At 43.0% G+C, this 22,100-nt stretch carries 25 protein-coding genes, 1 pseudogene and 2 riboswitches; of the genes and pseudogenes, 21 read left to right on the top strand and 5 right to left on the bottom strand.

Features of this window, described 5'->3' with window-relative positions; translation table 11 throughout:
- Positions 1-10: 10 nt before the first annotated feature.
- From comGC to CJ483_RS06070, 6 genes are read left to right on the top strand one after another with little or no spacing between them, the layout of a single operon-like run.
- On the top strand, positions 11-334 hold the full coding sequence (comGC, locus tag CJ483_RS06090; RefSeq protein WP_406909549.1) for a competence type IV pilus major pilin ComGC: 324 nt from the start codon (positions 11-13) through the stop codon (positions 332-334).
- Positions 324-785 (top strand): competence type IV pilus minor pilin ComGD, encoded by a 462-nt coding sequence (comGD, locus tag CJ483_RS06085; protein WP_182916979.1) that lies wholly within the window; start codon positions 324-326, stop codon positions 783-785. The genes comGC and comGD overlap by 11 nt, the downstream gene beginning before the upstream one ends.
- Positions 769-1,077: a type II secretion system protein gene (locus CJ483_RS24420; RefSeq protein ID WP_182916978.1), complete on the top strand. Its 309-nt coding sequence runs from the start codon at positions 769-771 to the stop codon at positions 1,075-1,077. Before comGD ends, CJ483_RS24420 begins: the two co-directional genes overlap by 17 nt.
- The gene (gene comGF / locus CJ483_RS06080; RefSeq protein ID WP_182916977.1) at positions 1,022-1,492 is read left to right on the top strand and encodes a competence type IV pilus minor pilin ComGF; all 471 of its coding nucleotides are present in this window, start codon (positions 1,022-1,024) and stop codon (positions 1,490-1,492) included. The genes CJ483_RS24420 and comGF overlap by 56 nt, the downstream gene beginning before the upstream one ends.
- Entirely contained in the window at positions 1,489-1,869 is a 381-nt protein-coding gene (locus CJ483_RS06075) for a hypothetical protein (RefSeq protein WP_120032971.1), read from the top strand. The genes comGF and CJ483_RS06075 overlap by 4 nt, the downstream gene beginning before the upstream one ends.
- Positions 1,870-1,929: 60 nt before the next feature.
- Positions 1,930-2,100 carry a YqzE family protein gene (locus CJ483_RS06070; RefSeq protein ID WP_120032968.1) on the top strand — a complete coding sequence of 57 codons (171 nt, stop codon included), beginning with the start codon at positions 1,930-1,932 and terminating at the stop codon, positions 2,098-2,100.
- Between the two features lie 17 nt (positions 2,101-2,117).
- Here CJ483_RS06070 and CJ483_RS06065 read toward each other — a convergent pair whose 3' ends face one another.
- Entirely contained in the window at positions 2,118-2,891 is a 774-nt protein-coding gene (locus CJ483_RS06065; RefSeq protein WP_340853332.1) for a YqhG family protein, read from the bottom strand.
- Positions 2,863-4,563, bottom strand: a complete 1,701-nt coding sequence (locus tag CJ483_RS06060; protein WP_120032962.1) for a DEAD/DEAH box helicase — start codon at positions 4,561-4,563, stop codon at positions 2,863-2,865. Before CJ483_RS06060 ends, CJ483_RS06065 begins: the two co-directional genes overlap by 29 nt.
- A gap of 158 nt (positions 4,564-4,721) precedes the next feature.
- Positions 4,722-4,812, top strand: a riboswitch (glycine riboswitch).
- Between the two features lie 3 nt (positions 4,813-4,815).
- A riboswitch (glycine riboswitch) is annotated at positions 4,816-4,895 on the top strand.
- 88 nt (positions 4,896-4,983) lie between these two features.
- Between CJ483_RS06060 and gcvT the strand changes: the two genes are divergently transcribed.
- Genes gcvT through gcvPB form a run of 3 tightly spaced genes read left to right on the top strand, consistent with a single transcriptional unit; the run spans position 4,984 to position 8,919 of the window.
- A complete protein-coding gene (gene gcvT / locus CJ483_RS06055) occupies positions 4,984-6,084 on the top strand; it encodes a glycine cleavage system aminomethyltransferase GcvT (protein WP_120032959.1) in 1,101 nt (366 codons plus the stop codon).
- A 23-nt stretch (positions 6,085-6,107) separates the two neighbouring features.
- Positions 6,108-7,454, top strand: coding sequence for an aminomethyl-transferring glycine dehydrogenase subunit GcvPA (gcvPA, locus tag CJ483_RS06050; protein WP_120032955.1), 1,347 nt, complete (start codon positions 6,108-6,110; stop codon positions 7,452-7,454).
- Positions 7,447-8,919, top strand: a complete 1,473-nt coding sequence (gene gcvPB / locus CJ483_RS06045; RefSeq protein WP_120032951.1) for an aminomethyl-transferring glycine dehydrogenase subunit GcvPB — start codon at positions 7,447-7,449, stop codon at positions 8,917-8,919. The genes gcvPA and gcvPB overlap by 8 nt, the downstream gene beginning before the upstream one ends.
- Positions 8,920-8,954: 35 nt before the next feature.
- Here the strand turns inward: gcvPB and CJ483_RS06040 are convergent.
- A pseudogene (locus tag CJ483_RS06040) lies at positions 8,955-9,274 on the bottom strand (rhodanese-like domain-containing protein).
- 211 nt (positions 9,275-9,485) lie between these two features.
- Between CJ483_RS06040 and CJ483_RS06035 the strand changes: the two are divergent.
- The 3 genes from CJ483_RS06035 to CJ483_RS06020 all read left to right on the top strand — a co-directional run bounded on the left by CJ483_RS06035 (position 9,486) and on the right by CJ483_RS06020 (position 14,305).
- Positions 9,486-10,322, top strand: coding sequence for a lipoate--protein ligase family protein (locus tag CJ483_RS06035; RefSeq protein ID WP_120032947.1), 837 nt, complete (start codon positions 9,486-9,488; stop codon positions 10,320-10,322).
- Positions 10,323-10,640: 318 nt separating this feature from the next.
- The gene (locus CJ483_RS06025; RefSeq protein WP_120032941.1) at positions 10,641-13,202 is read left to right on the top strand and encodes a vitamin B12-dependent ribonucleotide reductase; all 2,562 of its coding nucleotides are present in this window, start codon (positions 10,641-10,643) and stop codon (positions 13,200-13,202) included.
- A gap of 230 nt (positions 13,203-13,432) precedes the next feature.
- Positions 13,433-14,305: a patatin-like phospholipase family protein gene (locus CJ483_RS06020; RefSeq protein ID WP_120032939.1), complete on the top strand. Its 873-nt coding sequence runs from the start codon at positions 13,433-13,435 to the stop codon at positions 14,303-14,305.
- A 10-nt stretch (positions 14,306-14,315) separates the two neighbouring features.
- Here the strand turns inward: CJ483_RS06020 and CJ483_RS06015 are convergent, their stop codons facing one another.
- The gene (locus tag CJ483_RS06015; protein WP_120032936.1) at positions 14,316-14,684 is read right to left on the bottom strand and encodes an SA1362 family protein; all 369 of its coding nucleotides are present in this window, start codon (positions 14,682-14,684) and stop codon (positions 14,316-14,318) included.
- 46 nt (positions 14,685-14,730) lie between these two features.
- Positions 14,731-15,675, bottom strand: coding sequence for a DUF1385 domain-containing protein (locus CJ483_RS06010; RefSeq protein ID WP_120037821.1), 945 nt, complete (start codon positions 15,673-15,675; stop codon positions 14,731-14,733).
- Between the two features lie 144 nt (positions 15,676-15,819).
- Between CJ483_RS06010 and CJ483_RS06005 the strand changes: the two genes are divergently transcribed.
- The 9 genes from CJ483_RS06005 (at position 15,820) to spoIIIAE (ending at position 22,095) form a co-directional block, all read left to right on the top strand.
- Positions 15,820-16,329, top strand: a complete 510-nt coding sequence (locus CJ483_RS06005; protein ID WP_120032933.1) for a YqhR family membrane protein — start codon at positions 15,820-15,822, stop codon at positions 16,327-16,329.
- 67 nt (positions 16,330-16,396) lie between these two features.
- Positions 16,397-16,828, top strand: coding sequence for a type II 3-dehydroquinate dehydratase (aroQ, locus tag CJ483_RS06000; RefSeq protein WP_120032930.1), 432 nt, complete (start codon positions 16,397-16,399; stop codon positions 16,826-16,828).
- Positions 16,829-16,844: 16 nt separating this feature from the next.
- Entirely contained in the window at positions 16,845-17,906 is a 1,062-nt protein-coding gene (locus tag CJ483_RS05995) for a M24 family metallopeptidase (protein ID WP_120032927.1), read from the top strand.
- A gap of 21 nt (positions 17,907-17,927) precedes the next feature.
- Positions 17,928-18,485 carry an elongation factor P gene (efp, locus tag CJ483_RS05990; RefSeq protein WP_120032924.1) on the top strand — a complete coding sequence of 186 codons (558 nt, stop codon included), beginning with the start codon at positions 17,928-17,930 and terminating at the stop codon, positions 18,483-18,485.
- Positions 18,486-18,680: 195 nt separating this feature from the next.
- Positions 18,681-19,601, top strand: a complete 921-nt coding sequence (spoIIIAA, locus tag CJ483_RS05985; RefSeq protein WP_120032920.1) for a stage III sporulation protein AA — start codon at positions 18,681-18,683, stop codon at positions 19,599-19,601.
- Entirely contained in the window at positions 19,598-20,110 is a 513-nt protein-coding gene (gene spoIIIAB / locus CJ483_RS05980; protein WP_120032917.1) for a stage III sporulation protein SpoIIIAB, read from the top strand. Before spoIIIAA ends, spoIIIAB begins: the two co-directional genes overlap by 4 nt.
- Before the next feature lie 17 nt (positions 20,111-20,127).
- Positions 20,128-20,331, top strand: a complete 204-nt coding sequence (gene spoIIIAC / locus CJ483_RS05975) for a stage III sporulation protein AC (protein WP_120032911.1) — start codon at positions 20,128-20,130, stop codon at positions 20,329-20,331.
- 24 nt (positions 20,332-20,355) lie between these two features.
- Positions 20,356-20,739, top strand: coding sequence for a stage III sporulation protein AD (gene spoIIIAD, locus CJ483_RS05970; protein ID WP_259455784.1), 384 nt, complete (start codon positions 20,356-20,358; stop codon positions 20,737-20,739).
- A gap of 168 nt (positions 20,740-20,907) precedes the next feature.
- Positions 20,908-22,095 (top strand): stage III sporulation protein AE, encoded by a 1,188-nt coding sequence (gene spoIIIAE, locus CJ483_RS05965; RefSeq protein ID WP_120032905.1) that lies wholly within the window; start codon positions 20,908-20,910, stop codon positions 22,093-22,095.
- The last annotated feature ends 5 nt before the right edge of the window (positions 22,096-22,100 follow it).

The raw sequence follows: 22,100 nt of genomic DNA, 5'->3' as shown, positions 1-22,100 counted from the left end.
GGATGAGCCGGTGAAAATAAATCGTCTAGTAAAAAATGAATCAGGGTTTACATTAATTGAAATGATGATTGTTTTATTAGTCATTTCAGTATTGTTATTTATCGCTATTCCAAATGTAGCAAAACAGAGCCGCAATATTAATAGCAAAGGATGTACAGCATTTAAACATATGGTGCAAGGACAGGTGCAGGCTTACCGGATTGATTTAAAGAAATTTCCATCATCCGTCGGGGATATGGTAGAGAGCGGTTATTTAAGAAGCGATGAAACAGCTTGCCCAAATGGAGACCAATTAAAGATTGGAGCCGATGGAGAGGTATCAATTGTTAAATAAAATAGAACGGTGCGCAAGATCAGATGAGGGCTTTACCCTTGTTGAAACGATGGTCATTCTCACAGTTATAGTCGTTTTACTATCGGTAGCTGTGCTTCCTTTTCCAAGGGTAGCTGCTGACTTTGAAAAACAACAATTTCTCAATCAACTGCAGGCAGACCTGTTTCTCGCTCAGTCGTATGCTATTGCCAAGCAAGAGGTAGTGGAAGTGAGGTTTATTTATACGGAAAATCGCTATACCATTCGGCCGCTGACTGCTCCTACGAACTTGTTTGTTCAAAGGAGCATGCCTGATACTATTCGATATGTGGATGGATCGTTAGCCAAATTATCTTTTTTGCCGAATGGGAATACAAGCAGCTTTGGCACCGTTCATTTTGAATACCTTGATCGTCACATTTCGTTGATTTTTCAAATTGGCAAGGGGAGATTTTATGTTAAAGAACAATGAAGGGGGCTTTACACTTGCAGAAAGCTTACTATCTTTAATGGTCATAGCCATGCTAGCCGCTTTTATACTGCCATTGATGGGGCAAATGACAGGACAATCCAAAGCCCTTTGGGAGAGGCAAAAGGGGATGAGGCTTTTATATGAAGAGGGGGCAAAGCAAATGATTGAAGGAGAAGACTTTCACGTGGTCTATGAGAGAGAGGGAGAGAAATATGATATTTCCTGGGAAACGAGCATTGGATCAGCTTGTTTTGAAGTATCGGGAGAAGTCTACTGTATTAAGAAACAATAGGGGGTTTACAATCGTAGAGTCTTTGTTCGTTTTACTCATCTTTATCAGTATTGCTGCTCTCTTCCCGCTTATATACGGAGCAGTATATCAGACAGAAGAACAACTTAAGCCGGAAAGAAGGGCAGAGTGGGAGCTGTTTGTACTGCAGCTTAGAAAGGAAATAAATGTTTCCCATTCTCTTCAAATAAGCGCGCAAAAACTGACGTTTATTCAAGGAACAGATGTTATTTCAATTGAAAAATATAATGATGGCGTAAGAAGAAGAGTGGGTGGCAGAGGGCATGAGATGATTCTTCAGCAAGCTTCATCCATACAATTTTATCCATGTGGTTCACTGTTGTGCGCGGAGGCAGGCTTTAAAAATGGTGAGAAAGAAAAGGCACAATTTCATATATTTGCAGGAGAGGCTATATGAAAGGTGTAATCACCAATGAAAAGGGAGTCATTCTTCCTTATACACTTCTACTTTTCACTATTGTTTGCACAGCTGCCATTTTCGGAACGGGTATTTTTGTGAGCAAGCAGAAGACAGCTTTGTTTTTGACAGATTATTATGAAACAAAAGTGATAGAATCAATGACCCTTCAGGAAATTCTTCCCTTGTTGGAACAAGGAACCTCCCTGTACGGCGAGTATCGTACAAATCGCGGAAAAGTCGTTTATGCCGCTCAGCCCAACGAGGGAGAAGAACTAGTAGTGGTTCATTTAAAGACCAATAAACCGGATTCCCGCTTTTCAACAAAAGTTATTTACAGCATGACGGAGAGACGGATTATCCAATGGGTTGAATAAACAGCGTTTAAAATAAGGCAAAACTGGAAAAAATGACACCGACTACAGGAGGCGGTGTATATGAGCGACTATGTAAGATATTTTGTAGAAACGTTTCTCGGTTATTTTAGTGAACCGAAAAAAGTAAGGAAAGAAAAGCGACACCAAAAGCGGGCTGGCCGTGCCAACTTTTCTTTTAGGTGGTTCGGCCTGCTTCCATTAGCGCTGCGCCAGCTCTTTCATAAAAAGTGATGGCCAGCGCTTTTTATCTATGAGTGCAAATAGATTACACCGCCATTAATAATATCTACATGAATCTTCGGAGAATACTGTTTTTCCAATGCGGCCTTTTCAATAAAATAAGCTTCGGGCTTCTCCTCATCTTCATAAAAATAATCAAGTAAGACCAAATCCTCTTCCCATTCTTTCTTAGCTTTTACCGCCCAATCATGAGTTTCTTTTTCAAGTCGGGATGTCAAAAAACGTTGAAGCCTTTTGACGCCGCTTTTCGGCTTGATTAAAGGAGTAATGGTAAAAGAAAAGTCAGGGATTTTTGATACTAATAGCTTCCGATTGAGTACATTCATAAATTCTTCTTGAATTGCTCCATTAATTAAATTGAGGCCCAGTGAATGAAAGATATCTTTTTTGTGATTTGCTTCATAGGAGACCTTTATATTAACTAAGAGCCAGGGCTGAAGCGGCTGCTGGCTGCCAGACTCTCTCTGTTCGTAAAGTCGGATGAAACTTGTATGTTTCTTTGCTGATTCAAAAATTTGCTGTAAGCGCGGTGTACCGAAATGCACGCTTTCTCCTTCAATATTCGGAGGCGCTTTTGCCTGATCGGTAATCAGTGTTAACGAAAGTGGTTCTGCCTTCATTCCAGTTTTTTCGGCATAATGCCAGTAAAAGGGCCGGTTCATTAGTTCCTTATCAATCTCAGGAGTCAGCTTTACACAGAGGGCTCCTTCTGTTTCTTGTAAAAATGTGCATTCAGCTGCTCTAAAATAATTTTCAAGAAATAGATGAATTTCGTTTTTCACTAAATGATTCCTCCTCTTCATGCCACTCGTTAGCCAGATCAATGACAGCTTCAAGGTTTTTCATCTTGACGCGCAGCTCTCCTTCCGTTCTTGAGTTTTGAAAAATATCAGCCAAGTGTTCCTGCATATTGGGAATGTCCATTTTCTCTAAAATATCATCTAATTGTCCGACAGCTTGTTCAAATAAATGGATTTTTTCATAAAGAAGCTGCAGAATTCTGTCTTCAATCGTATCTTCAGTGCTGAAATTGTAAATGCGTACATCTTTCGTTTGCCCGAAACGATGAACACGGCCAATTCTTTGTTCAAGGCGCATCGGATTCCAGGGAAGGTCAAAGTTAATGACATGGTGACAAAACTGCAGGTTTAATCCTTCTCCGCCAGCTTCTGTAGCAATTAAGACTTGTGCCTGCTTTTCAAAAAGTTGTTTCATCCAATCTTTTTTCCCGCGCTTAAAGCCACCACGAAAAGGAACGGACGAAATGCCGTTTTGTTTAAAGAACCATTGCAAATATAATTGAGTGGCTCGATATTCAGTAAAGATAATGACTTTATCATTAATAGATTGAACGAGTTCAAGCGCTTTTTCCGCTTTTGAGTTTCGTGTTACATTTTGGATGTGGGACAAAACGTTTTGGAAACTCTCCGGAAAATCAAGATGATCTCCGTACAGCTTTCTAGCCATGTTCTTCAAGGTAAAAAAGACTGCCTCTTTGCTGCTGCAAGCTTCCCGTTGCAAAGTAAGCAAAGAAAAGGAAGATCGTACATCGTCAGGCTGGCTGCGAACGAAATACTCAAGAGCCTGATAGAGGGAACGTTCTTCTTCTGTGAACGTTACTTTTACTGATTCTACTTTTCTCGCTGTCCATTCCACCCCTGTATCCTGCCGGCGGTTACGAATCATCACTTTATTCATTAGCTTGATTAAATGATGATGATTTTGTACCTGGCGGTCGCCCTTTTTAAACCGCTCTGTAAATTGTCCTTCGCTACCAAGATGGCCGGGCTTTAATAATGAAACAAGATGAAACATTTCATCAAGACGGTTTTGAATAGGTGTTGCCGTTAAAAGCAGGCAAAACTTCTTTTTTAAATGACGGACAAACTGATAGTTTTTGGTTTTATGGTTTTTTAATTTATGAGCCTCATCGATAATGACTAAATCATAGTCTTGTTCATAGATCTTTTCTTTGTGAGGGCTTCGCTTCGCCGTGTCGATAGACGAGATGACGATGTCATGCTGATCCCACGCATAAAATTTTTTCTGAGCGATAGCAGGAATATAAAACTTACTATTTAATTCATTGGCCCATTGGGAGACAAGGGAAGCTGGAGCTAAAATTAACACTTTTTTCACGAGGCCACGGATCAAGTATTCTTTTAATACCAATCCGGCTTCAATCGTTTTTCCCAGCCCTACTTCGTCCGCTAAAATCGCTTTTCCATTCATTTCTTCCACTACTCTTCTAGCTGCTTCAAGCTGATGGGGCAAGGCCGTAAGCTCTGGTAAAAAGCTAGGAGCTAACAATCCTTCAAAATTCGGCACCATCATTCGTGTTTCCATGTTTACAGTTGATTGAAAGAGCGGCCAATTGCCCCACGGCCCGTCTTGTTCTATTCTTTTCTCTAATTCTTCTTCCCAGGCGTGATTAAAATAGATTTCCACATTCATTTGAAAAACTCCTTTATAAAATATGTTGCCGAAACCTTACCTTTAATGGTAGGATGTAATTGAACAAAATATTATGTCATTTTACAAAAAAGCGAACATTCTTGATTCGTATGAATCAGATGTTCATAGTATGCCCATTTATTAATTAAATATAGCGAATGAAGGCGAGGGGAGAGACTGTTCATACAGCGCCGAAGGAGCAAACAAGCTTTTTGTGAATCTCTCAGGCAAAAGAACTCTTGCTGGACGCGACTCTGGAGAGCGTTTCGTAACGAAACCACCAAAGAAGACAGCCTGTTCATCAGGTTAAACTTTCAGGTTCAAGGACAGAGAACAACTTTTATAAGCTGTTCTCTGTCTTTTTTTATGCAAAAATAATGGGCTGAACCGCGAGAATGACAATGAGAGAGGGGTAGGGAAATGGGAGAGTTAAAGCGCACGCCATTGTTTGAATGGTATAAGCAGTCTGGAGCAAAAACAATTGACTTTGGAGGATGGGAGCTGCCTGTTCAGTTCTCAAGCATTAAGGAAGAACATGAAGCTGTCCGGACAAAAGCAGGACTTTTTGACGTTTCCCACATGGGTGAGGTTACTGTAAAAGGAGAAGGCGCATTGGCTTTCCTCCAAAAGATGATGACGAATGATTTGTCAAAGCTGCAGCCGAACCAAGCGATGTATACAATTATGTGCAATGAAAAAGGCGGAGCTGTTGATGATTTGCTTGTTTACATGCTTGCTGAAGAAAATTACCTGCTTGTTGTCAATGCTGCTAACACAGATAAGGATTTTGCCTGGCTAAAGAAGCATCAGGCAGGAGACGTGCAAATCGAAAATGTATCAAAAGACTGGGCACAGCTTGCCATCCAAGGGCCAGCCGCAGAAGGAATCTTGCAAAAGCTTGTATCTGACTTGGATTTGGGCGAAATCAGGCCTTTTAAATTCCGTCAAGAAGTCAGAATCAATGGGGTGCCTGCTCTTGTGTCACGCACTGGTTACACGGGAGAAGACGGCTTTGAAATTTACAGTCGCAGTGAGGAGGCCCCTAAGCTGTGGCAGGATCTTCTAGAAGCAGGTGAAGAAGATGGGCTTCTTCCATGTGGTCTTGGTGCCCGTGATACTTTGCGGTTTGAAGCAAATCTAGCGCTGTACGGTCAAGAACTGGCAGAAGACATTTCTCCAATTGAAGCGGGCTTAGGCTTTGCTGTGAAAACAAATAAAGATGATTTTATCGGGCTGGAAGTTCTAAAGGAACAGAAAGAAAATGGTCCGGAGCGAAAACTGATTGGTCTTGAAATGATTGACCGGGGGATTCCGCGCCATGGATATACTGTTTTTTCAGGCGAAGAACAAGTTGGTCATGTGACAACCGGCACTCAGTCGCCGACTTTAAAGAAAAATATCGGGCTCGCTTTAGTAAAAGCAGAATGTGCTGTACCTGGTAAAGAACTGCTGGTGGAAGTCCGCGGTAAGAAGCTGGCAGCTAAAACTGTAAAACCGCCATTCTATAAACGTTCAAAATAAAAGAAGAGGGAAGGGAAAACATTATGAAGCATCGTTACTTGCCGATGACAGAAACGGACAAAAAGGAAATGCTTGCAGCAGTGGGTGTCCAAACAATAGACGAATTGTTTGCGGATATTCCTGAAAAAGTACGCTTTCAAGGATTATATGATATTAAGAAAGCGAAAGCGGAACCAGCACTCAAAAAAGAATTAAGCTCACTGGCAGCAAAGAATATAAATGCCAAGCAATATGCTTCCTTTTTAGGAGCGGGCGTATATGATCATTATACCCCTTCTATCGTGGATCATGTAATTTCCCGTTCGGAGTTTTACACAGCGTATACACCGTACCAGCCGGAAATCTCCCAAGGAGAGCTGCAGGCGATCTTTGAGTTCCAAACAATGATTTGTGAATTGACAGGTATGGATGTGGCCAACTCTTCTATGTATGACGGAGGTACAGCGTTGGCGGAAGCGGCTATGCTAAGTGCGGGCCAGACGAAAAGAAAGAAAGTGCTCGTGTCAGAAACCGTTCACCCAGAGTCGCGCGATGTGTTAAAAACATATGCTAAAGGTCAGAACATTGAGGTAGTCGTTATCCCTCATAAAAATGGCGTAACAGATATTGAGCAATTAAATACATTGGTGGATAACGATACAGCAGCTGTTATTGTTCAATATCCTAACTTCTTTGGAGCTATTGAGTCACTTTCTGAAGTGGAAAAAGCAGCTCATAGCGCAAAAGCAATGTTTGTCGTTTCTTCTAACCCGCTTGCTCTCGGTGCGTTGACGCCTCCTGGAAAGCTTGGAGCGGACATAGTGGTCGGCGATGCGCAGCCATTCGGCATTCCAGCTCAATTTGGCGGGCCGCACTGCGGATATTTTGCGGTGACGAAAAAGCTGATGCGTAAAGTTCCGGGTCGCCTCGTTGGCCAGACGCATGATGACCAAGGACAACGCGGCTTTGTATTGACGCTTCAAGCACGTGAGCAGCATATTCGCCGTGACAAAGCGACTTCCAATATTTGTTCCAATCAGGCGCTTAATGCTCTTGCGGCCAGTGTAGCAATGACAGCTTTAGGCAAAAAAGGAGTACGAGAAATAGCGGTACAAAACTTGCAAAAAGCATTTTTCGCGAGAGAAACATTAAAGCAGCACGGCGTAGACATTGTATTTGACGGGCCTGTATTTAATGAGTTTGTGGTCCGCCTGAATAAGCCAGTAAAAGAAGTAAATCAAAAGCTGCTCGAAAAAGGCATTATCGGCGGCTATGATCTTGGCCTTACTTATGAGGGACTGGAGAACTGCATGCTTGTTGCTGTGACAGAAATGCGGACAAAAGAAGAAATTGAACTCTTTGCAAAAGAATTGGGGGATAGCCATGAATAAGAAGGACCAGGAGCTTATTTTTGAATTGTCTCAGCCGGGGCGGATTGGCTATAGTCTGCCTGAGTTGGATGTGCCAGAAAAAGATTTATCTACCCTTTTGCCGGCAGGATACTTGCGGGAAGAAGAGCCGGAACTTCCAGAGGTTTCTGAACTGGATATTATGCGTCATTACACAGCACTTTCAAATAGAAATCATGGAGTGGACTCTGGATTTTATCCGCTCGGTTCTTGCACGATGAAATACAATCCAAAAATCAATGAAGACGTTGCTCGTTTGGATGGCTTTGCCCACATTCATCCGCTTCAGCAAGAAGAGACTGTGCAGGGGGCGATGGAGCTGCTGTATGATCTTCAAGAACACTTAAAAGAAATTACGGGCATGGATGAAGTGACACTTCAACCAGCAGCTGGAGCTCAGGGTGAGTGGACGGGATTAATGATGATCCGTGCTTTCCATGAAGAAAATGGAGAGTTTAACCGTACGAAGGTCATTGTGCCTGATTCTGCTCATGGCACAAACCCGGCTTCTGCAACAGTTGCCGGGTTTGAAACAGTGACGGTAAAATCAGGAGAAGACGGTTTGGTTGACTTAGAGGATTTAAGACGGGTAGCTGATGAAACAACAGCCGCGCTCATGCTGACAAATCCGAATACGCTCGGCTTGTTTGAAGAGAATATCTTGGAAATTGCAGAGATTATTCATGGCGTCGGCGGCAAGGTGTATTATGATGGTGCTAACTTAAATGCGGTGATGTCAAAAGCTCGGCCTGGGGACATGGGATTTGATGTCGTTCACTTAAATCTTCATAAAACATTTACCGGTCCTCATGGCGGTGGCGGTCCGGGTTCCGGTCCTGTCGGTGTCAAGAAGGACTTAATTCCTTATTTGCCGAAGCCAGTGCTGGTTAAAGAAGAAGGAGTCTATCGTTTTGACTATAATCGTCCGCAGTCTATTGGCCGCGTGAAGCCTTTTTACGGCAACTTCGGAATCAACGTTCGTGCTTACACGTATATCCGCTCAATGGGGCCAGACGGCTTAAAAGCAGTAACAGAATATGCCGTGTTAAATGCCAACTATATGATGCGCAGGCTTGCTCCTTACTTTGATCTACCATTTGATCGTCATTGCAAGCATGAGTTTGTATTGAGTGGCAAGCGCCAGAAAAAACTCGGTGTGCGCACGCTTGATATCGCTAAGCGTCTGCTTGATTTTGGCTTCCATCCGCCAACAATCTACTTCCCGTTAAATGTGGAAGAATGTATGATGATTGAACCGACAGAAACAGAGTCAAAAGAAACACTTGATGCGTTTATTGACGTCATGATCCAAATTGCGAAGGAAGTTGAAGACAACCCGGAAATCGTTCAGGAAGCACCGCATACAACGGTAATTGGCAGGCTTGATGAAACGGCCGCCGCTCGTAAGCCGGTTCTTCGCTACGAAAGAGAGCTGCAGAACGTTTAATTTAATAGAAAAAACTGCCTCTTTGAGGCAGTTTTTTACTTGCTTTTCACTTTTCCAGTCCAGCTTTTAAAGCCGCCTTGCAGGTGATAAAGGTCACGGTAGCCTTTTTGTATAACGTTTGAGCCGCTCTGCCGCTGCGCAGGCCGCTTTGGCAATACAGATACACTGGCTTGTCTGGGCGGATTTCTTTCATGCGCGTTTTCATTTGTGTAAGCGGAATGTTGCGTGCGCCTAAAATATGGCCGGCTTCAAATTCGTTCGGTTCACGGACGTCAATGAGCTGAGCTTTACGGTAACCTTTAATGAACTCTTCCTGCGAGAGCGATTGGACCGCTTTTTTCCGGGAAAAATACATATATAAAGTATACAGAATAATGGCGCCTAAAATGGCAGCTATTGTATAAAGCAATGGATACACCCCTTCCTTGTAAACATGCACTGTTATCTATTATAAACGTGGGGAAAGGAAGAATCAAAAGAAATAAACGAGTGATAACTCTTTGTTTTTGTCTCTGCTTTTGATACACTAAGTGGGTGAATTTATCATAAAAAGGGCGGCAATCATCATGGAAAAAGAGATTTGGAAATTTGTTGATTCCGGACGCCAAACAGCAGAGTTCAATATGGCAATGGATGAGGCGCTGCTGGAATGGCATAGCGAGGGAAAAATCCCGCCAGTTATTCGTTTTTATGGCTGGGAACCGGCTGCGTTGTCAATCGGCTATTTTCAAAAAGCGACAAAAGAAATAGATCTGGATGCGGTAAAACAGCATGGCCTCGGTTTTGTCCGTCGTCCAACCGGCGGAAGAGGCGTGCTTCATGAGCATGAACTGACGTACAGTGTGATCGTGACGGAAGAGCATCCGAACATGCCTGCAGGTGTAACAGAGGCATACCGAGTCATATCTGAGGGGATTTTAAAAGGATTCCATCATCTTGGACTGGAGGCTTACTTTGCTGTTCCCCGGACAGACGAAGAGAAGAACAGTTTAAAGAACCCGCGCTCTTCGGTCTGCTTTGATGCACCTAGCTGGTATGAACTTGTAGTTGAAGGCCGGAAGGTAGCAGGAAGTGCACAAACAAGGCAAAAAGGTGTTATCTTGCAGCACGGGTCTATTTTGTTGGATCTTGATGAAGACAAATTGTTTAGCTTATTTACCTATCCAAATGAGCGCGTGAAAGAGCGGATGCAACGGGCGTTTAAAAGCAAAGCGGTTGCCATCAATGCGATCAGTCCCCATAAGGTGACTTATGATATGGCTGGGACAGCCTTCAAAAAAGGATTTGAGGAAGGGCTTGGAGTAGAACTTCAGCCATATGAGTTTACTGCAGAGGAAATTGCTTATATTGAACAGCTCGCGAAGGAAAAATACGCTTCAGATGAATGGAATTTTAAAAGATGAATCATCAGGCGGAAGAGAAACTAGCCTTTAGGCTTGTTCTCTTTTTTTGCGAAAAAAAGAAAATAAGTGGAACAAAGAGCAAGCTTGAAAATTTTTCTTATGCCGGTAATATTGCTGTTTTCCTTAGTGAAACCTCGTTTTTATTGCTGAAGGCAGCCGTTTTTCGGCTTGACAAAAAAATGTTTTTAACTCAATATATAGTAATGTATCAAGAAAAACAAACACAATATATTGTGTTTGTTTAGTTTTTAGTCACAAAGCATGGGTATATAATGTTTGAATGACCGTGAAATATGTAGAAGAAAAGGAGCTGTGATTATGTCTGTTGCGTCACAAAAGAATATGTCCCTCAACATCGACAGATTGAACAAAGACATCAGCGTCTTCCCTCAAGTTCATCCTGTCACCTCTGATATGAAAATCACTCATAAAGGGGTTTCACGTCTTGTAATGATCGACCGCTATTCGTTTAAAGACACAGAGAAAGTCACGTTAACGGAAGGCGATTTTGTTGTGTTAACGATTAAAGAGGATCCAAAGTTCCCGGCACGGGGAATTGGCTTCATTACTAGCATTGACTGGCAGAAGAAAAAAGCAGAGGTGCTTGTCGATGAAGAATTCCGTGGGGCCCTAGATGACCCCGCAGAACAGGAAACAGGCCTCATTCGCCGTCCTCTTGATGTGATTGAAAAGCCTCTGGAAATTTATTACGAGCAAATTGCTAAGCGAAACGCAACAGGTCTTGCCTCTGTAGAAAAAACTGAAGAGAAGCGAAAAGAGTGGTTCGAGAAATTTTATCAAGAGCTTGTGAACTTAAACTTTATTCCAGCGGGGCGTGTTCTTTATGGAGCGGGAGCACAGACGGATGTAACTTACTTTAACTGTTACGTTATGCCGTTTGTTCCTGATTCACGCGAAGGCATTTCTGAACATCGTAAGCAAGTAATGGAAATTATGAGCCGCGGCGGCGGTGTCGGCACGAACGGTTCTACCCTTCGTCCGCGCAACACGCTTGCCAAAGGCGTTAACGGAAAATCATCCGGATCTGTTTCTTGGTTGGATGACATTGCGAAACTGACACACCTTGTTGAGCAGGGCGGATCGAGACGCGGTGCTCAAATGATTATGTTAGCCGACTGGCATCCAGATATTGTAGAATTTATCATTTCCAAAATGCAAAATCCGCGTATTTTACGCTATTTGCTTGAAAATACAGAAGACGAACAGATCAAAAAAGCGGCGAAGGACAAGTTGAACTTCAAACCGCTCACTGAACGCGAAGAAGCGATGTATCAGGGCGTTGTAAATTATAAAAACATCCCTGGCTATGGTGGCTTCAGTGCTGAAATTATTAAAGAAGCAGAAGAGAAGTTACGAACAGGCGGAACATATACTGTCCATAATCCTGAATTTTTAACAGGAGCTAACATCTCCATTTGCTTAACGAAAGAATTCATGGAGGCAGTCGAGAAAGATACGGAATATGAATTGCGCTTCCCGTCCGTAGAAACGTACAGCAAAGAAGAAATGGCCTATTACAATGAAAATTGGCATAAAGTCGGCGATGTACGCGAATGGGAGAAACAAGGACATGCCGTGCGTACATACCGTAAGATCAAGGCTCGCGAACTATGGAACTTGATCAATGTTTGTGCAACATACTCCGCGGAACCAGGCATTTTCTTTATTGATAATGCTAACGACATGACGAATGCTAAGGCATATGGCCAACAAGTAGTAGCGACAAATCCATGTGGAGAGCAACCGCTCGCACCGTTTTCCGTCTGTAACTTAGCGGCAGTGAACCTGGCAGAAATGGCAGACAAAGAAACAAAAACAGTTAATTTTGAAAAGCTGAAAGAAACCGTCCGCACAGGAGTAAGAATGCAAGATAATGTGATCGATGCGACTCCTTACTTCTTGGAGGAAAACAAAAAACAAGCACTTGGCGAGCGCCGTGTCGGCTTGGGCGTTATGGGACTTGCTGACTTATTAATTTACTGCGAGAAAGAATACGGCTCACCAGAAGGAAACGAGCTCGTAGATAAAGTATTCGAAACGATCGCTACAACAGCCTATAGAACTTCTGTTGAATTGGCTAAAGAAAAAGGCAGCTTTCCTTTCCTTGAAGGAGAGACAAAGGAAGAGACAAACCGTTTACGCCAGGCATTTATCGACACAGGTTATATGAAAAAAATGCCAGAAGACGTCCGTGAGTCTATTCTTGAAAATGGTATTCGAAACTCACACCTTCTAACGGTTGCCCCAACAGGTTCCACTGGAACGATGGTGGGAGTGTCTACTGGTTTAGAGCCTTACTTTTCCTTTACGTACTATCGCAGCGGACGTTTAGGCAAGTTTATTGAAGTGAAGGCAGATATTGTAAAAGAATACTTAGATCGTCATCCGGAGGCGGATCCAGACAAATTGCCAGAATGGTTTGTAACGGCTATGAGCCTTGCTCCGGAAGCACATGCGGATGTTCAGTGTGTCATTCAGCGTTGGATTGACAGCTCGATTTCGAAAACAGTAAACGCTCCGCGCGGTTATACAGTCGAGCAGGTGGAAAAAGTGTACGAGCGTCTTTATAAAGGTGGCGCAAAAGGCGGTACCGTATACGTAGACGGCAGCCGTGATTCACAAGTACTGACATTGAAAGCGGAAGAAAACAGCTTTGATGAACAAGAGGAAACAAAAACAAAAGAACATGAGAATCATGTCGTGCTTGTTGATACCATTCAAGAAATTCGCTCTACTAATGTGACTATCGGTAGTGAGGTCGGCAATACATGTCCAGTCTGCCGTAAGGGAACAGTAGAAGAAATGGGTGGTTGCAACACATGTACGAACTGTGGCGCTCAATTGAAATGCGGCCTGTAAAAAGTTAATTTGTTTGAAACAACCCCCCACTCTGTGGAGGGGTTGTTTTTTATTAGTGATTTGTTTCCTTTGGAAGGAAGAAGGGGCTTTCTTTATAGGAAATCATACATAGTGAATTTTGAATGGGCAAGAAAGCTATCGATTCTGAACGGAACTTTAAGATTTTCGTCTAGTCCAAGCTTTCGCCGCTTACACATATAAAAAGAAAATAAAAGAGGAGAGAAGGGAGTATGAGAATTGACGGCGTTTTTTCTGGCGGCGGAATTAAAGGATTCGCACTCGTCGGCGCTTACGAGGCAATCGAAAGCCAAGGCTTACGGTTCGTAAGAGTGGCAGGGACGAGTGCCGGAGCAATTATGGCCGCTTTGATTGCAGCGGGTTACACGAGTGCAGAGTTAAAGAGGGCAATAAAAGAAGTAGAGGGAGAGGATCTGCTTGACGATACATTATTTGATCTACCGTTTGTTCGCTGGCTGAAGATTTATTTTACACTTGGCTTGTACAAAGGGAAAAAGCTGGAACAATGGCTGGATGGCTTGCTTAGGCAAAAAGGAATTCGTTCCTTCGGCGACCTGGCACCAGGAGCCTTACGAGTTGTAACCGCTGATATTACAAACGGGCGGATACTTACTTTACCTGATGACTTGCCTGCTTACAGAATTAACCCTCATTCTTTTCCGATTGCCCGGGCGGTGCGGATGAGCTGTACGCTTCCTTATTTCTTTCAGCCTGTCAAACTGTCTGTACCAAATGGCAAAGCACTCATCTTGGACGGCGGAATGCTGAGCAACTTTCCGCTTTGGCTGTTCGATGAAGAAAAAAAGCAAAAGCGCCCTGTACTTGGGATTAAGTTAAGTACACGAACGATGCAAATGCCGAGACAAGTAACCAATGGAGCGGATTTATTTGGTGCCATTTTTCATACGATGAAGGACGCCCACGATGCGCGGTATATTTCTAAAAGGCATGCAAGAAACATTGTGTTTATTCCGGTAGAGGGTACCGCCGTAACGGATTTTAGCTTATCAGACGAAAAAAAAGACGCCCTCATTCAAATAGGGCGCGGATATACAGAGGCATTTTTAAAAAGATGGTGTTACTGACAACCGGGAGTTAAGAAGATGCCCGGTTATTTTTTTTGCCTTTCTTTCCTTCAATCACCGTTAAATGCTTCGTTCTTTTTCGGCGAAACGGTTTTTTCTTTTTCGAGGAAACCGTTGAGGGAGAAGAAGGTTTTGGGCGCTTTTGCTTTTGCAGTCTTTTCTTTGACTCTTTTGCTGCTTTAGCAAAGGCCTTGTCTTCCGTACCACCGCCAAGTCTTTTGCGAATGACTAGACGGTAAATGAAATAAATAACTACAGCAGTAACCGCGAGAATAATAAGCTGCCGTGCCAAAGCTCCAGGTGAATAAAGCAGCATGGAAATTAAGCCAATGGCAGCGAGTCCCATGAGTGTATAGGCAATGACTGACCGGATTGTCAAAAAAGCCACCTCCTAACGAGCTGTTAAATAAGCTGTTATTTACATATTAGACAATTTCCTCTGTACTTAATCCCCTTTTCGTTCTTTCTTCTATTGCTAGTAATTTTTCAAATGAAGCGATTGCTACTTCCACTTGATCATCTTCCGGCTCTTTTGTTGTTAACAGCTGAAGCCATAAGCCGGGATAGCCAAGATAGCGAAGAATAGGAATATCCCGAAGTTTATTTGTCAGCTGCAACACTTCAAATGAGATGCCGAGAACGACCGGAATAAGAGCGATTCTGTTTAATACCCTGACGTAAAGTGGATCAGTCGGAACGAGCATATAAATGAAGATACCAACAATCACAGTGAACAAAATGAAGCTTGATCCACAGCGATAATGGAGACGCGAGGCAGCCTGCACGTTTTTCACTGTTAGTGGTTGCCCGCTTTCAAACGCATTAATTACCTTATGCTCAGCTCCATGATATTGAAACACTCGTTTGATGAGTGGAGTTAAAGAGATTAAGTAAATATAAACAAGCAGGAGAACTAGCTTGAAAAAGCCTTCAACTAGGATTTGCGCAAAATTGCCCGAGAAAATAGGGCGGGTAAGTTCCGCAAGAAAGACTGGAACAAGTGTAAAGATAAATTTTCCAAACAAAAACGACAGAATGCCGATAGCAGCTACGCCAAGAACCATCGTCCATTTTGAAGGTTCTGCCGCCTCATTTATTTGACCATCTTCATCCGGATCCAAATCATAGCGTTCCTGTGCAAAATTTAAATGCTTAGAGCCGGTCGCTGCTGAATCCAGGATCGCAAAAATGCCGCGTAAAAATGGGATTTTTTTCAACTTCTGCAAAGCAGGTTTAGGTGCTCTTGGCAAATGAAAGAATTCAATTGAACGGTCTTTGCGGCGAATGGCTGTTACCGTATGGTGTTTTCCTCCAAACATAACGCCTTCTACCAGTGCCTGCCCGCCATAAACTGGCTTTTGCTCACTCATCTTATACCCTCTTTCATTATTAACAGATGTAAAAATGTAAAAAGCTTCTATATACATATTCTATCCCTTATTAAGCAAAAATAAAAGCTGAATCACTTAGTAATCTTTTTTTATAATGCTTTAACTCATTTTTGGAGGTGTAGGATGGTGAACAAGCGGGAAAAAGAGCACAAAGCAGAATTTCCTTTAAGTTACGCATTAGTGATCGGCCTGTTCGGCGGGATAATATGGGGTGGCCTTGCGCAATTTGCTGCTTACTTTCATTTTATGACGATCGACATCAATGCGGTCGTTACATATGTCAATATTCCAAAAATTCACAGCGGTTTCTGGAAAGTACTATCTGGCCTGATATTCCATACAGGAATATCACTACTCCTAGCCATAGTGTATTATTTCTTGCTGAGGAAAAGTAAAACGATCTGGTCGGGCGTGCTCTTTGGCGCGGCGATTTGGGTTTTCTTATTTGTGATTATCCATCCACTTCTCGCTAGTATTCCTTCTTGGCAAAAATTAAACGTCAATACATTGTCCACAACTATTTGTCTGTTAATCCTTTACGGGCTATTTATCGGCTATTCGATTTCCTATGGGTATGAACAACATCTTTTGAAAGAAAAAAGATTAAATGAGCGGAAAAAGGCAAACGGCTAAGTAGTTTTTGTAATTTTAAATATGTTAAAATATTCATGTAACTAAATTGGTGGAGCGGAGAGATTACATGAAGAGCATCCTCTTATTGAACGGACCAAATTTGAACCGGCTGGGGAAACGAGAGCCGGAGATTTACGGCAGTGAAACCCTGCAAGACCTAGAAAGCCGTATTATAGCTAGAGGAAAAGAGTTAGGAGCATTTATCAGCGCGTTTCAGTCTAATCATGAAGGAGAATTAATTGACAGAATTCATCTAGCTGCTGATGAAAAAATGGATGGCATCATCTTTAACCCGGGGGCCTTTACTCATTACAGTTATGCAATTAGAGATGCGGTTGCGTCTATTTCTGTACCGGTCATCGAAGTGCATATCAGCAATATTCATAGCCGTGAGCCCTTCCGTGAGCATTCAGTCATAGCGCCTGTAGCCGCTGGGCAAATTGCCGGTCTAGGGTTTATCGGTTATGAACTAGCTTTACAGGCACTTATACATATCTAAGGGAAGGGAGAAACTAATGATTAAAATAGAGAAGCTGCGCACGCAGATGAAAAAAGAGGGAATTGATGGTTTGCTCGTGATGAGTCCTTATAATCGCCGTTACCTGACGAACTTCACAGGATCTGCAGGAGCAGCGCTTATTTCCGAAGAGAAAGCTATTTTTATTACCGATTTTCGATACATGGAGCAAGCCGGGAAACAAGCAGAGGGATTTGAGATAGTTCAGCATAAGGGAACGTTGTACGAAGAGGCAGCCGCGCAAGCTGAAAAGCAAGGAATCAAACGCCTTGGATTTGAAAAAGCATATACAACTTTCCAAACTTATGAAACGCTCAAAGGTCTCTTTAAAGATGAATTAGTCCCTACAAGCGAAATGATTGAAAAATTGCGCTTGATTAAGGATAATTCAGAGATTAAGATATTAAAGGAAGCGGCCGATATCGCTGATGCAGCCTTTAAACATATCATTGAATTTATCCAGCCGGGCATGACTGAGCTGGAGGTTTCAAATGAGCTGGAATTCTTCATGAGAAAATGGGGGGCAACCTCTTCATCTTTTGATACGATTGTAGCTTCCGGCAAACGCTCAGCTTTGCCTCACGGTGTAGCAAGCGATAAGGTGATTGAAAAAGGCGATATGGTGACATTGGATTACGGGGCTTATTATCAAGGGTATGTTTCCGACATTACCCGGACCATTGCAGTCGGAGAACCGTCCGAACAAATGAAGGAAATTTACCAGATTGTGCTGGATGCCCAGTTAAAAGGGATGGAGCAGATCAAGGGAGGCCTGACGGGCAAAGAAGCGGATGCTATTACCCGCGATTATATTACCCAAAAGGGGTACGGAGAGCATTTTGGCCATTCAACCGGCCATGGCATTGGGCTTGAAGTTCACGAAGGGCCGGCGCTTTCTTTCCGTTCTGATATGGTTCTTGAGCCGGGAATGGTCGTTACGGTTGAGCCGGGCATCTATTTGCCAGGCATTGGCGGCGTACGCATTGAAGATGATACGTTGATTACAGAAACAGGCAATGAAACGCTCACGCATTCCACAAAAGATTTACTCATTCTTTAAGGAAACAGGAGGAAACACAACATGATTTCAGTAAACGATTTTCGTACAGGTTTAACAATTGAGGTAGACGGCGGCCTTTGGCGCGTAGTCGATTTCCAGCACGTTAAACCTGGAAAAGGAGCGGCATTTGTTCGTTCTAAATTGCGTAACCTGCGTAACGGCAACATTCAGGAAAAAACATTCCGTGCGGGTGAAAAAGTAGAAAAAGCACAAATCGATCACCGCAGAATGCAGTACTTATATGCAAATGGCGACCAGCATGTATTCATGGACAATGAGTCTTATGAGCAGATTGAATTGCCTGCTTCTCAAATTGAACATGAGCTGAAGTTTTTAAAAGAAAACATGGAAGTTTCCATTATGATGTATCAAACAGAAACATTGGGAGTAGATCTTCCAAACACGGTTGAACTAAAAGTCATCGAAACCGAGCCGGGCATTAAAGGCGACACCGCTTCAGGCGGAACAAAACCTGCAACTGTTGAAACAGGATTAACAGTACAAGTTCCATTCTTCGTTAACGAAGGGGATGTCCTTGTTGTTAACACAGATGACGGAAGCTATATTTCTCGTGCCTAATAGTATGAAAGCCGCTCCTTTAGGGAGCGGCTTTTTTTTATATAAGAATTCATGATAAAAGAGATAAAAAATAAAGAAATGTTGAAATGGCGGAGGGATTCTGGCCATTTTTTCTTTTGATAGAACGGAGTCGGCATATCTTGAAATTAGGCACATACATTGAATAAAAAGGAGGAGAAAAAGGAGGAAGCGTTCATGGAAACTGTATATGCTTATCTGCCGCAAACATTAAAAGAGACAATCAATGCCATGCCATCCGAATTAAAAGGAAAAATTGAAGAAATTAGGGTGCGCATCGGCAAGCCGCTCGAGATTATTGCTGGCCGCCCTTTTCATTTGTCTCACATCGTTACCCTTGAAGAAGGACAAGCGCTCGTCAATAAATTAAGTCAGCATTCGTTTTATGCGTTTGATGAAGAATTAAGATGCGGCTATTTAACCATTGAGGGGGGACACCGTGTTGGCCTGGCGGGAAAGGTCATTCTTGAAGAGGGAAAAGTAAAAGCTTTACGCTATCTTTCTTCCTTTAATTTAAGAATTGCCAGGGAAAAACCGGGTGTTTGCCATCCGCTGATCCCCTGGCTTTTTGATGGGAAATGGAAAAACACACTCATTATTGGAGCGCCACAAACGGGAAAAACTACTCTGCTCAGAGATTTGGCAAAAACCGCAGCTACAGGTATGGAGCAGAGAAACATTGCACCAGTAAAGGTAGGGATTGTGGATGAGCGTTCGGAAATTGCCGGCTGTGTAAAAGGGATTCCACAGCTTGATATTGGCTTGCGGACAGATATTCTCGATGCTTGTCCAAAAGCGGAAGGAATGATGATGATGATTCGCTCCATGAGCCCAGATGTGCTGGTGGCGGATGAAATCGGGAGAGCAGAAGATGGACAGGCTGTAGCGGAAGCGATCAATGCAGGAATTAGATTAATAGCTACTGTTCACGGTTCAAGCTATGCCGAAGTGATTCGCCGGCCGATTGTGAAAGCTATGATAGAAAGCGGAACATTTGAGCGGTTTATCGAGCTTTCTTCCGAGAGAGGAGTCCGGTCATTTAAAGTGCTTGATCATTTGGGCCAGGAGCTGACTTCCCCGGCAAGGACCGTTCAATGAAGTGGGCAGGTGCATTGATCATATTGTTTGCTTCTATTTGGATTGGCGCGGAGCAATCAAAGAAATTAAGCGACAGGCCGAAACAAATTCGTTTAATCCGGTCTGCTTTACAATCGTTGGAAGCTGAAATTGTATATGGGTTTACCCCTTTGCATGAATCGGCCAGAAAATTGTCCGAGCGGCTGCCAGCGCCTATAAATGAACTGTTTGCTTTATTCAGTGAACTGCTCACATCAACCGAATTAGACGCCAAGGAAGCCTGGCGGAAAAGCTTGGCAAAAATTTGGCCCCATACAGCATTGCTGGAAAGTGAGAGATCTATCTTACTAGAATTTGGAGAAACGGTAGGCAAGCATGACCGTATAACAGAGCAAAAACAGATTCTTGTGACACTGAAACACTTAGAACGCCAAGAAGAAGAAGCGCGTGAGAAGCAAAAAAGGTATGGGAAAATGATGAGAAGCTTAAGTCTTATGGGCGGTCTGTTAATCGTGCTTCTGCTGTTTTAGCAGAAAGGGGGAAGAAAATGGGCATTGAGGTGGAAGTGATTTTTAAAATTGCCGGTGTCGGTTTAGTCGTGGCATTCCTCCATACGATTTTAGAACAGGTAGGGAAGAAAGAATATGCCCAATGGGTGACACTGCTGGGCTTCGTCTATATTTTATTTCTGATTGTTTCCATCGTAGAGGAATTGTTTGACAAGATTAGAGAAGTTTTTTTATTTCAGTGATGGGAGAGGAGAACCATTGAAATTATCCAAGTAGCTGCTGTTGTTCTTGTGACAGTTTTTTTGGCTCTTCTCTTGCAAGAACAGCAGCCGATTTTTGCTTTTTTACTCGTAATGTTTGTTGGATGCGGTCTGTTTTTATTTTTAGCTGATCGAATTGCGGAAATTATCCTCATGATTAAAAAGCTGGCAGCCCGGGCGGATGTCGAGTTTGTCTATGTGGAAACGATTTTAAAAATTATTGGTATCTCTTATATTGCTGAGTTTGCGTCTCAAATTACAAAAGATGCCGGCCAGGAAGCATTGGCCGCCAAGATGGAGCTGGCAGGCAAGGTCATTATTTTATCGATGGCTGTGCCCATTTTAACAATTTTAATTGAAACAATTTTAACGATGCTTCCAGGAAAATAAGTGACAGTTCTCAACCGGAGCATGTTAGCTGACTAATTGGTTACCTGATTTTCAAGTAAGCGATGAGGCGGATAGAGGATTGAGTTCGTATTTGCCGACCAATCTACATGGCTATTTACAAACAGCGGCAGGCAGGAAAGAGATAGCCGAGGGAAGGCGGTGAGAAAGGTGAGGATCTGGCAAAGAATCGCTTTACTCTTTCTGGCGCTCTTATTCTCCGCTGCTGCCTCTACACAAGCAGAATCGGAGGAAGAGAGGAGCAAAGATATAGGAGCAGTCGCTGAGGAACAGCTTGGGGAGCTTGGAATGGATGAGCTGTCTGTCTATTGGGATCAGCTCTTGAAAACATATGGACAGTATCTGCCAGAAACAGAACAGCAACCACTGAGCGCTCTTTTTAAAGAAGGACAAGCCTTTTCTATTGGTGCTTGGGCAAAAGGTCTGCTAGGCTTCGTTTTTCATGAGTTATATGCCAATGGAAAGTTGCTCGGAACCCTTATTCTATTAACGGTTTTCTCTGTTTTTCTGCAAATTCTTCAGAATGCTTTTGAACAGGGGACAGTAGGTAAAACAGCCTACAGTGTTGTGCTGATTGTACTTCTTATTCTAGCATTGAACAGCTTTCGACTTGCCATGGAATACGCCACGGATGCTGTGGATCAAATGATCCAGTTTTTGCTGGCACTCATGCCGGTTTTGCTGGCGCTTCTTGCCTCGACGGGAGGAGCTATTTCAGCTACTGTATTTCATCCATTTTTGTTATTTCTGATGAATATTAGCGGATTGGTCATTCAAAAAGTCGTACTTCCACTATTGTTTTTCTCTACTTTGCTAAGCGTCGTCAGTTTATTTTCTACTCATTATAAAGCAACCAAATTAGCTGACTTGCTCCGTCATTGGAGTGTTGGGCTTTTGAGTGCCTTCATGGCGATATATTTGGCCATTGTCTCCATTCAAGGCTCGGCCGCAGCGGTAGCAGATGGGCTGGCCATTCGAACGGCAAAGTTTTTTGCCGGCAATTTTATCCCGGTTGTTGGAAAGATGTTTACGGAAGCGGCGGATACGGTTATGAGTGCTTCCCTGCTGTTAAAGAACACTGTCGGGATTGCAGGAGCGGGAATTTTGCTGGTGATTGTCGCTTTCCCTGCTTTGAAGATCTTTGCTCTTGTCATTGTATATAAGGTTGCTGGTGCTGTTTTGCAGCCGCTTGGTGACGAAACGATTACAGAGTGTCTTGAGATCATCGGGAAAAATATGACTTACGTATTTGCTGCATTAGTCATTGTTTCTTTCATGTTTTTGCTATCCATCGTCATTCTCGTCGCAGCTAGTAACGTGACGATGATGATTCGCTGAAGAAA

The sequence above is a fragment of the Bacillus sp. PK3_68 genome, assembly GCF_003600835.1.
In the GTDB taxonomy this organism is placed as follows: domain Bacteria; phylum Bacillota; class Bacilli; order Bacillales; family Domibacillaceae; genus Pseudobacillus.
The sequence above is the reverse complement of the archived record's forward strand: the minus strand, read 5'-3'. Positions and strand labels throughout refer to the sequence as shown.

Bases quoted from the DNA above. Each gene is read 5' to 3' on its own strand.
- CJ483_RS24420 (WP_182916978.1), top strand. From the start codon at position 769: ATGTTAAAGAACAATGAAGGGGGCTTTACACTTGCAGAAAGCTTACTA.
- CJ483_RS06075 (WP_120032971.1), top strand. From the start codon at position 1,489: ATGAAAGGTGTAATCACCAATGAAAAGGGAGTCATTCTTCCTTATACA.
- CJ483_RS06070 (WP_120032968.1), top strand. From the start codon at position 1,930: ATGAGCGACTATGTAAGATATTTTGTAGAAACGTTTCTCGGTTATTTT.
- CJ483_RS06060 (WP_120032962.1), bottom strand. From the start codon at position 4,563: ATGAATGTGGAAATCTATTTTAATCACGCCTGGGAAGAAGAATTAGAG.
- gcvT (WP_120032959.1), top strand. From the start codon at position 4,984: ATGGGAGAGTTAAAGCGCACGCCATTGTTTGAATGGTATAAGCAGTCT.
- gcvPA (WP_120032955.1), top strand. From the start codon at position 6,108: ATGAAGCATCGTTACTTGCCGATGACAGAAACGGACAAAAAGGAAATG.
- gcvPB (WP_120032951.1), top strand. From the start codon at position 7,447: ATGAATAAGAAGGACCAGGAGCTTATTTTTGAATTGTCTCAGCCGGGG.
- CJ483_RS06035 (WP_120032947.1), top strand. From the start codon at position 9,486: ATGGAAAAAGAGATTTGGAAATTTGTTGATTCCGGACGCCAAACAGCA.
- CJ483_RS06025 (WP_120032941.1), top strand. From the start codon at position 10,641: ATGTCTGTTGCGTCACAAAAGAATATGTCCCTCAACATCGACAGATTG.
- CJ483_RS06020 (WP_120032939.1), top strand. From the start codon at position 13,433: ATGAGAATTGACGGCGTTTTTTCTGGCGGCGGAATTAAAGGATTCGCA.
- CJ483_RS06010 (WP_120037821.1), bottom strand. From the start codon at position 15,675: ATGAGTGAGCAAAAGCCAGTTTATGGCGGGCAGGCACTGGTAGAAGGC.
- CJ483_RS06005 (WP_120032933.1), top strand. From the start codon at position 15,820: ATGGTGAACAAGCGGGAAAAAGAGCACAAAGCAGAATTTCCTTTAAGT.
- aroQ (WP_120032930.1), top strand. From the start codon at position 16,397: ATGAAGAGCATCCTCTTATTGAACGGACCAAATTTGAACCGGCTGGGG.
- CJ483_RS05995 (WP_120032927.1), top strand. From the start codon at position 16,845: ATGATTAAAATAGAGAAGCTGCGCACGCAGATGAAAAAAGAGGGAATT.
- efp (WP_120032924.1), top strand. From the start codon at position 17,928: ATGATTTCAGTAAACGATTTTCGTACAGGTTTAACAATTGAGGTAGAC.
- spoIIIAA (WP_120032920.1), top strand. From the start codon at position 18,681: ATGGAAACTGTATATGCTTATCTGCCGCAAACATTAAAAGAGACAATC.
- spoIIIAB (WP_120032917.1), top strand. From the start codon at position 19,598: ATGAAGTGGGCAGGTGCATTGATCATATTGTTTGCTTCTATTTGGATT.
- spoIIIAC (WP_120032911.1), top strand. From the start codon at position 20,128: ATGGGCATTGAGGTGGAAGTGATTTTTAAAATTGCCGGTGTCGGTTTA.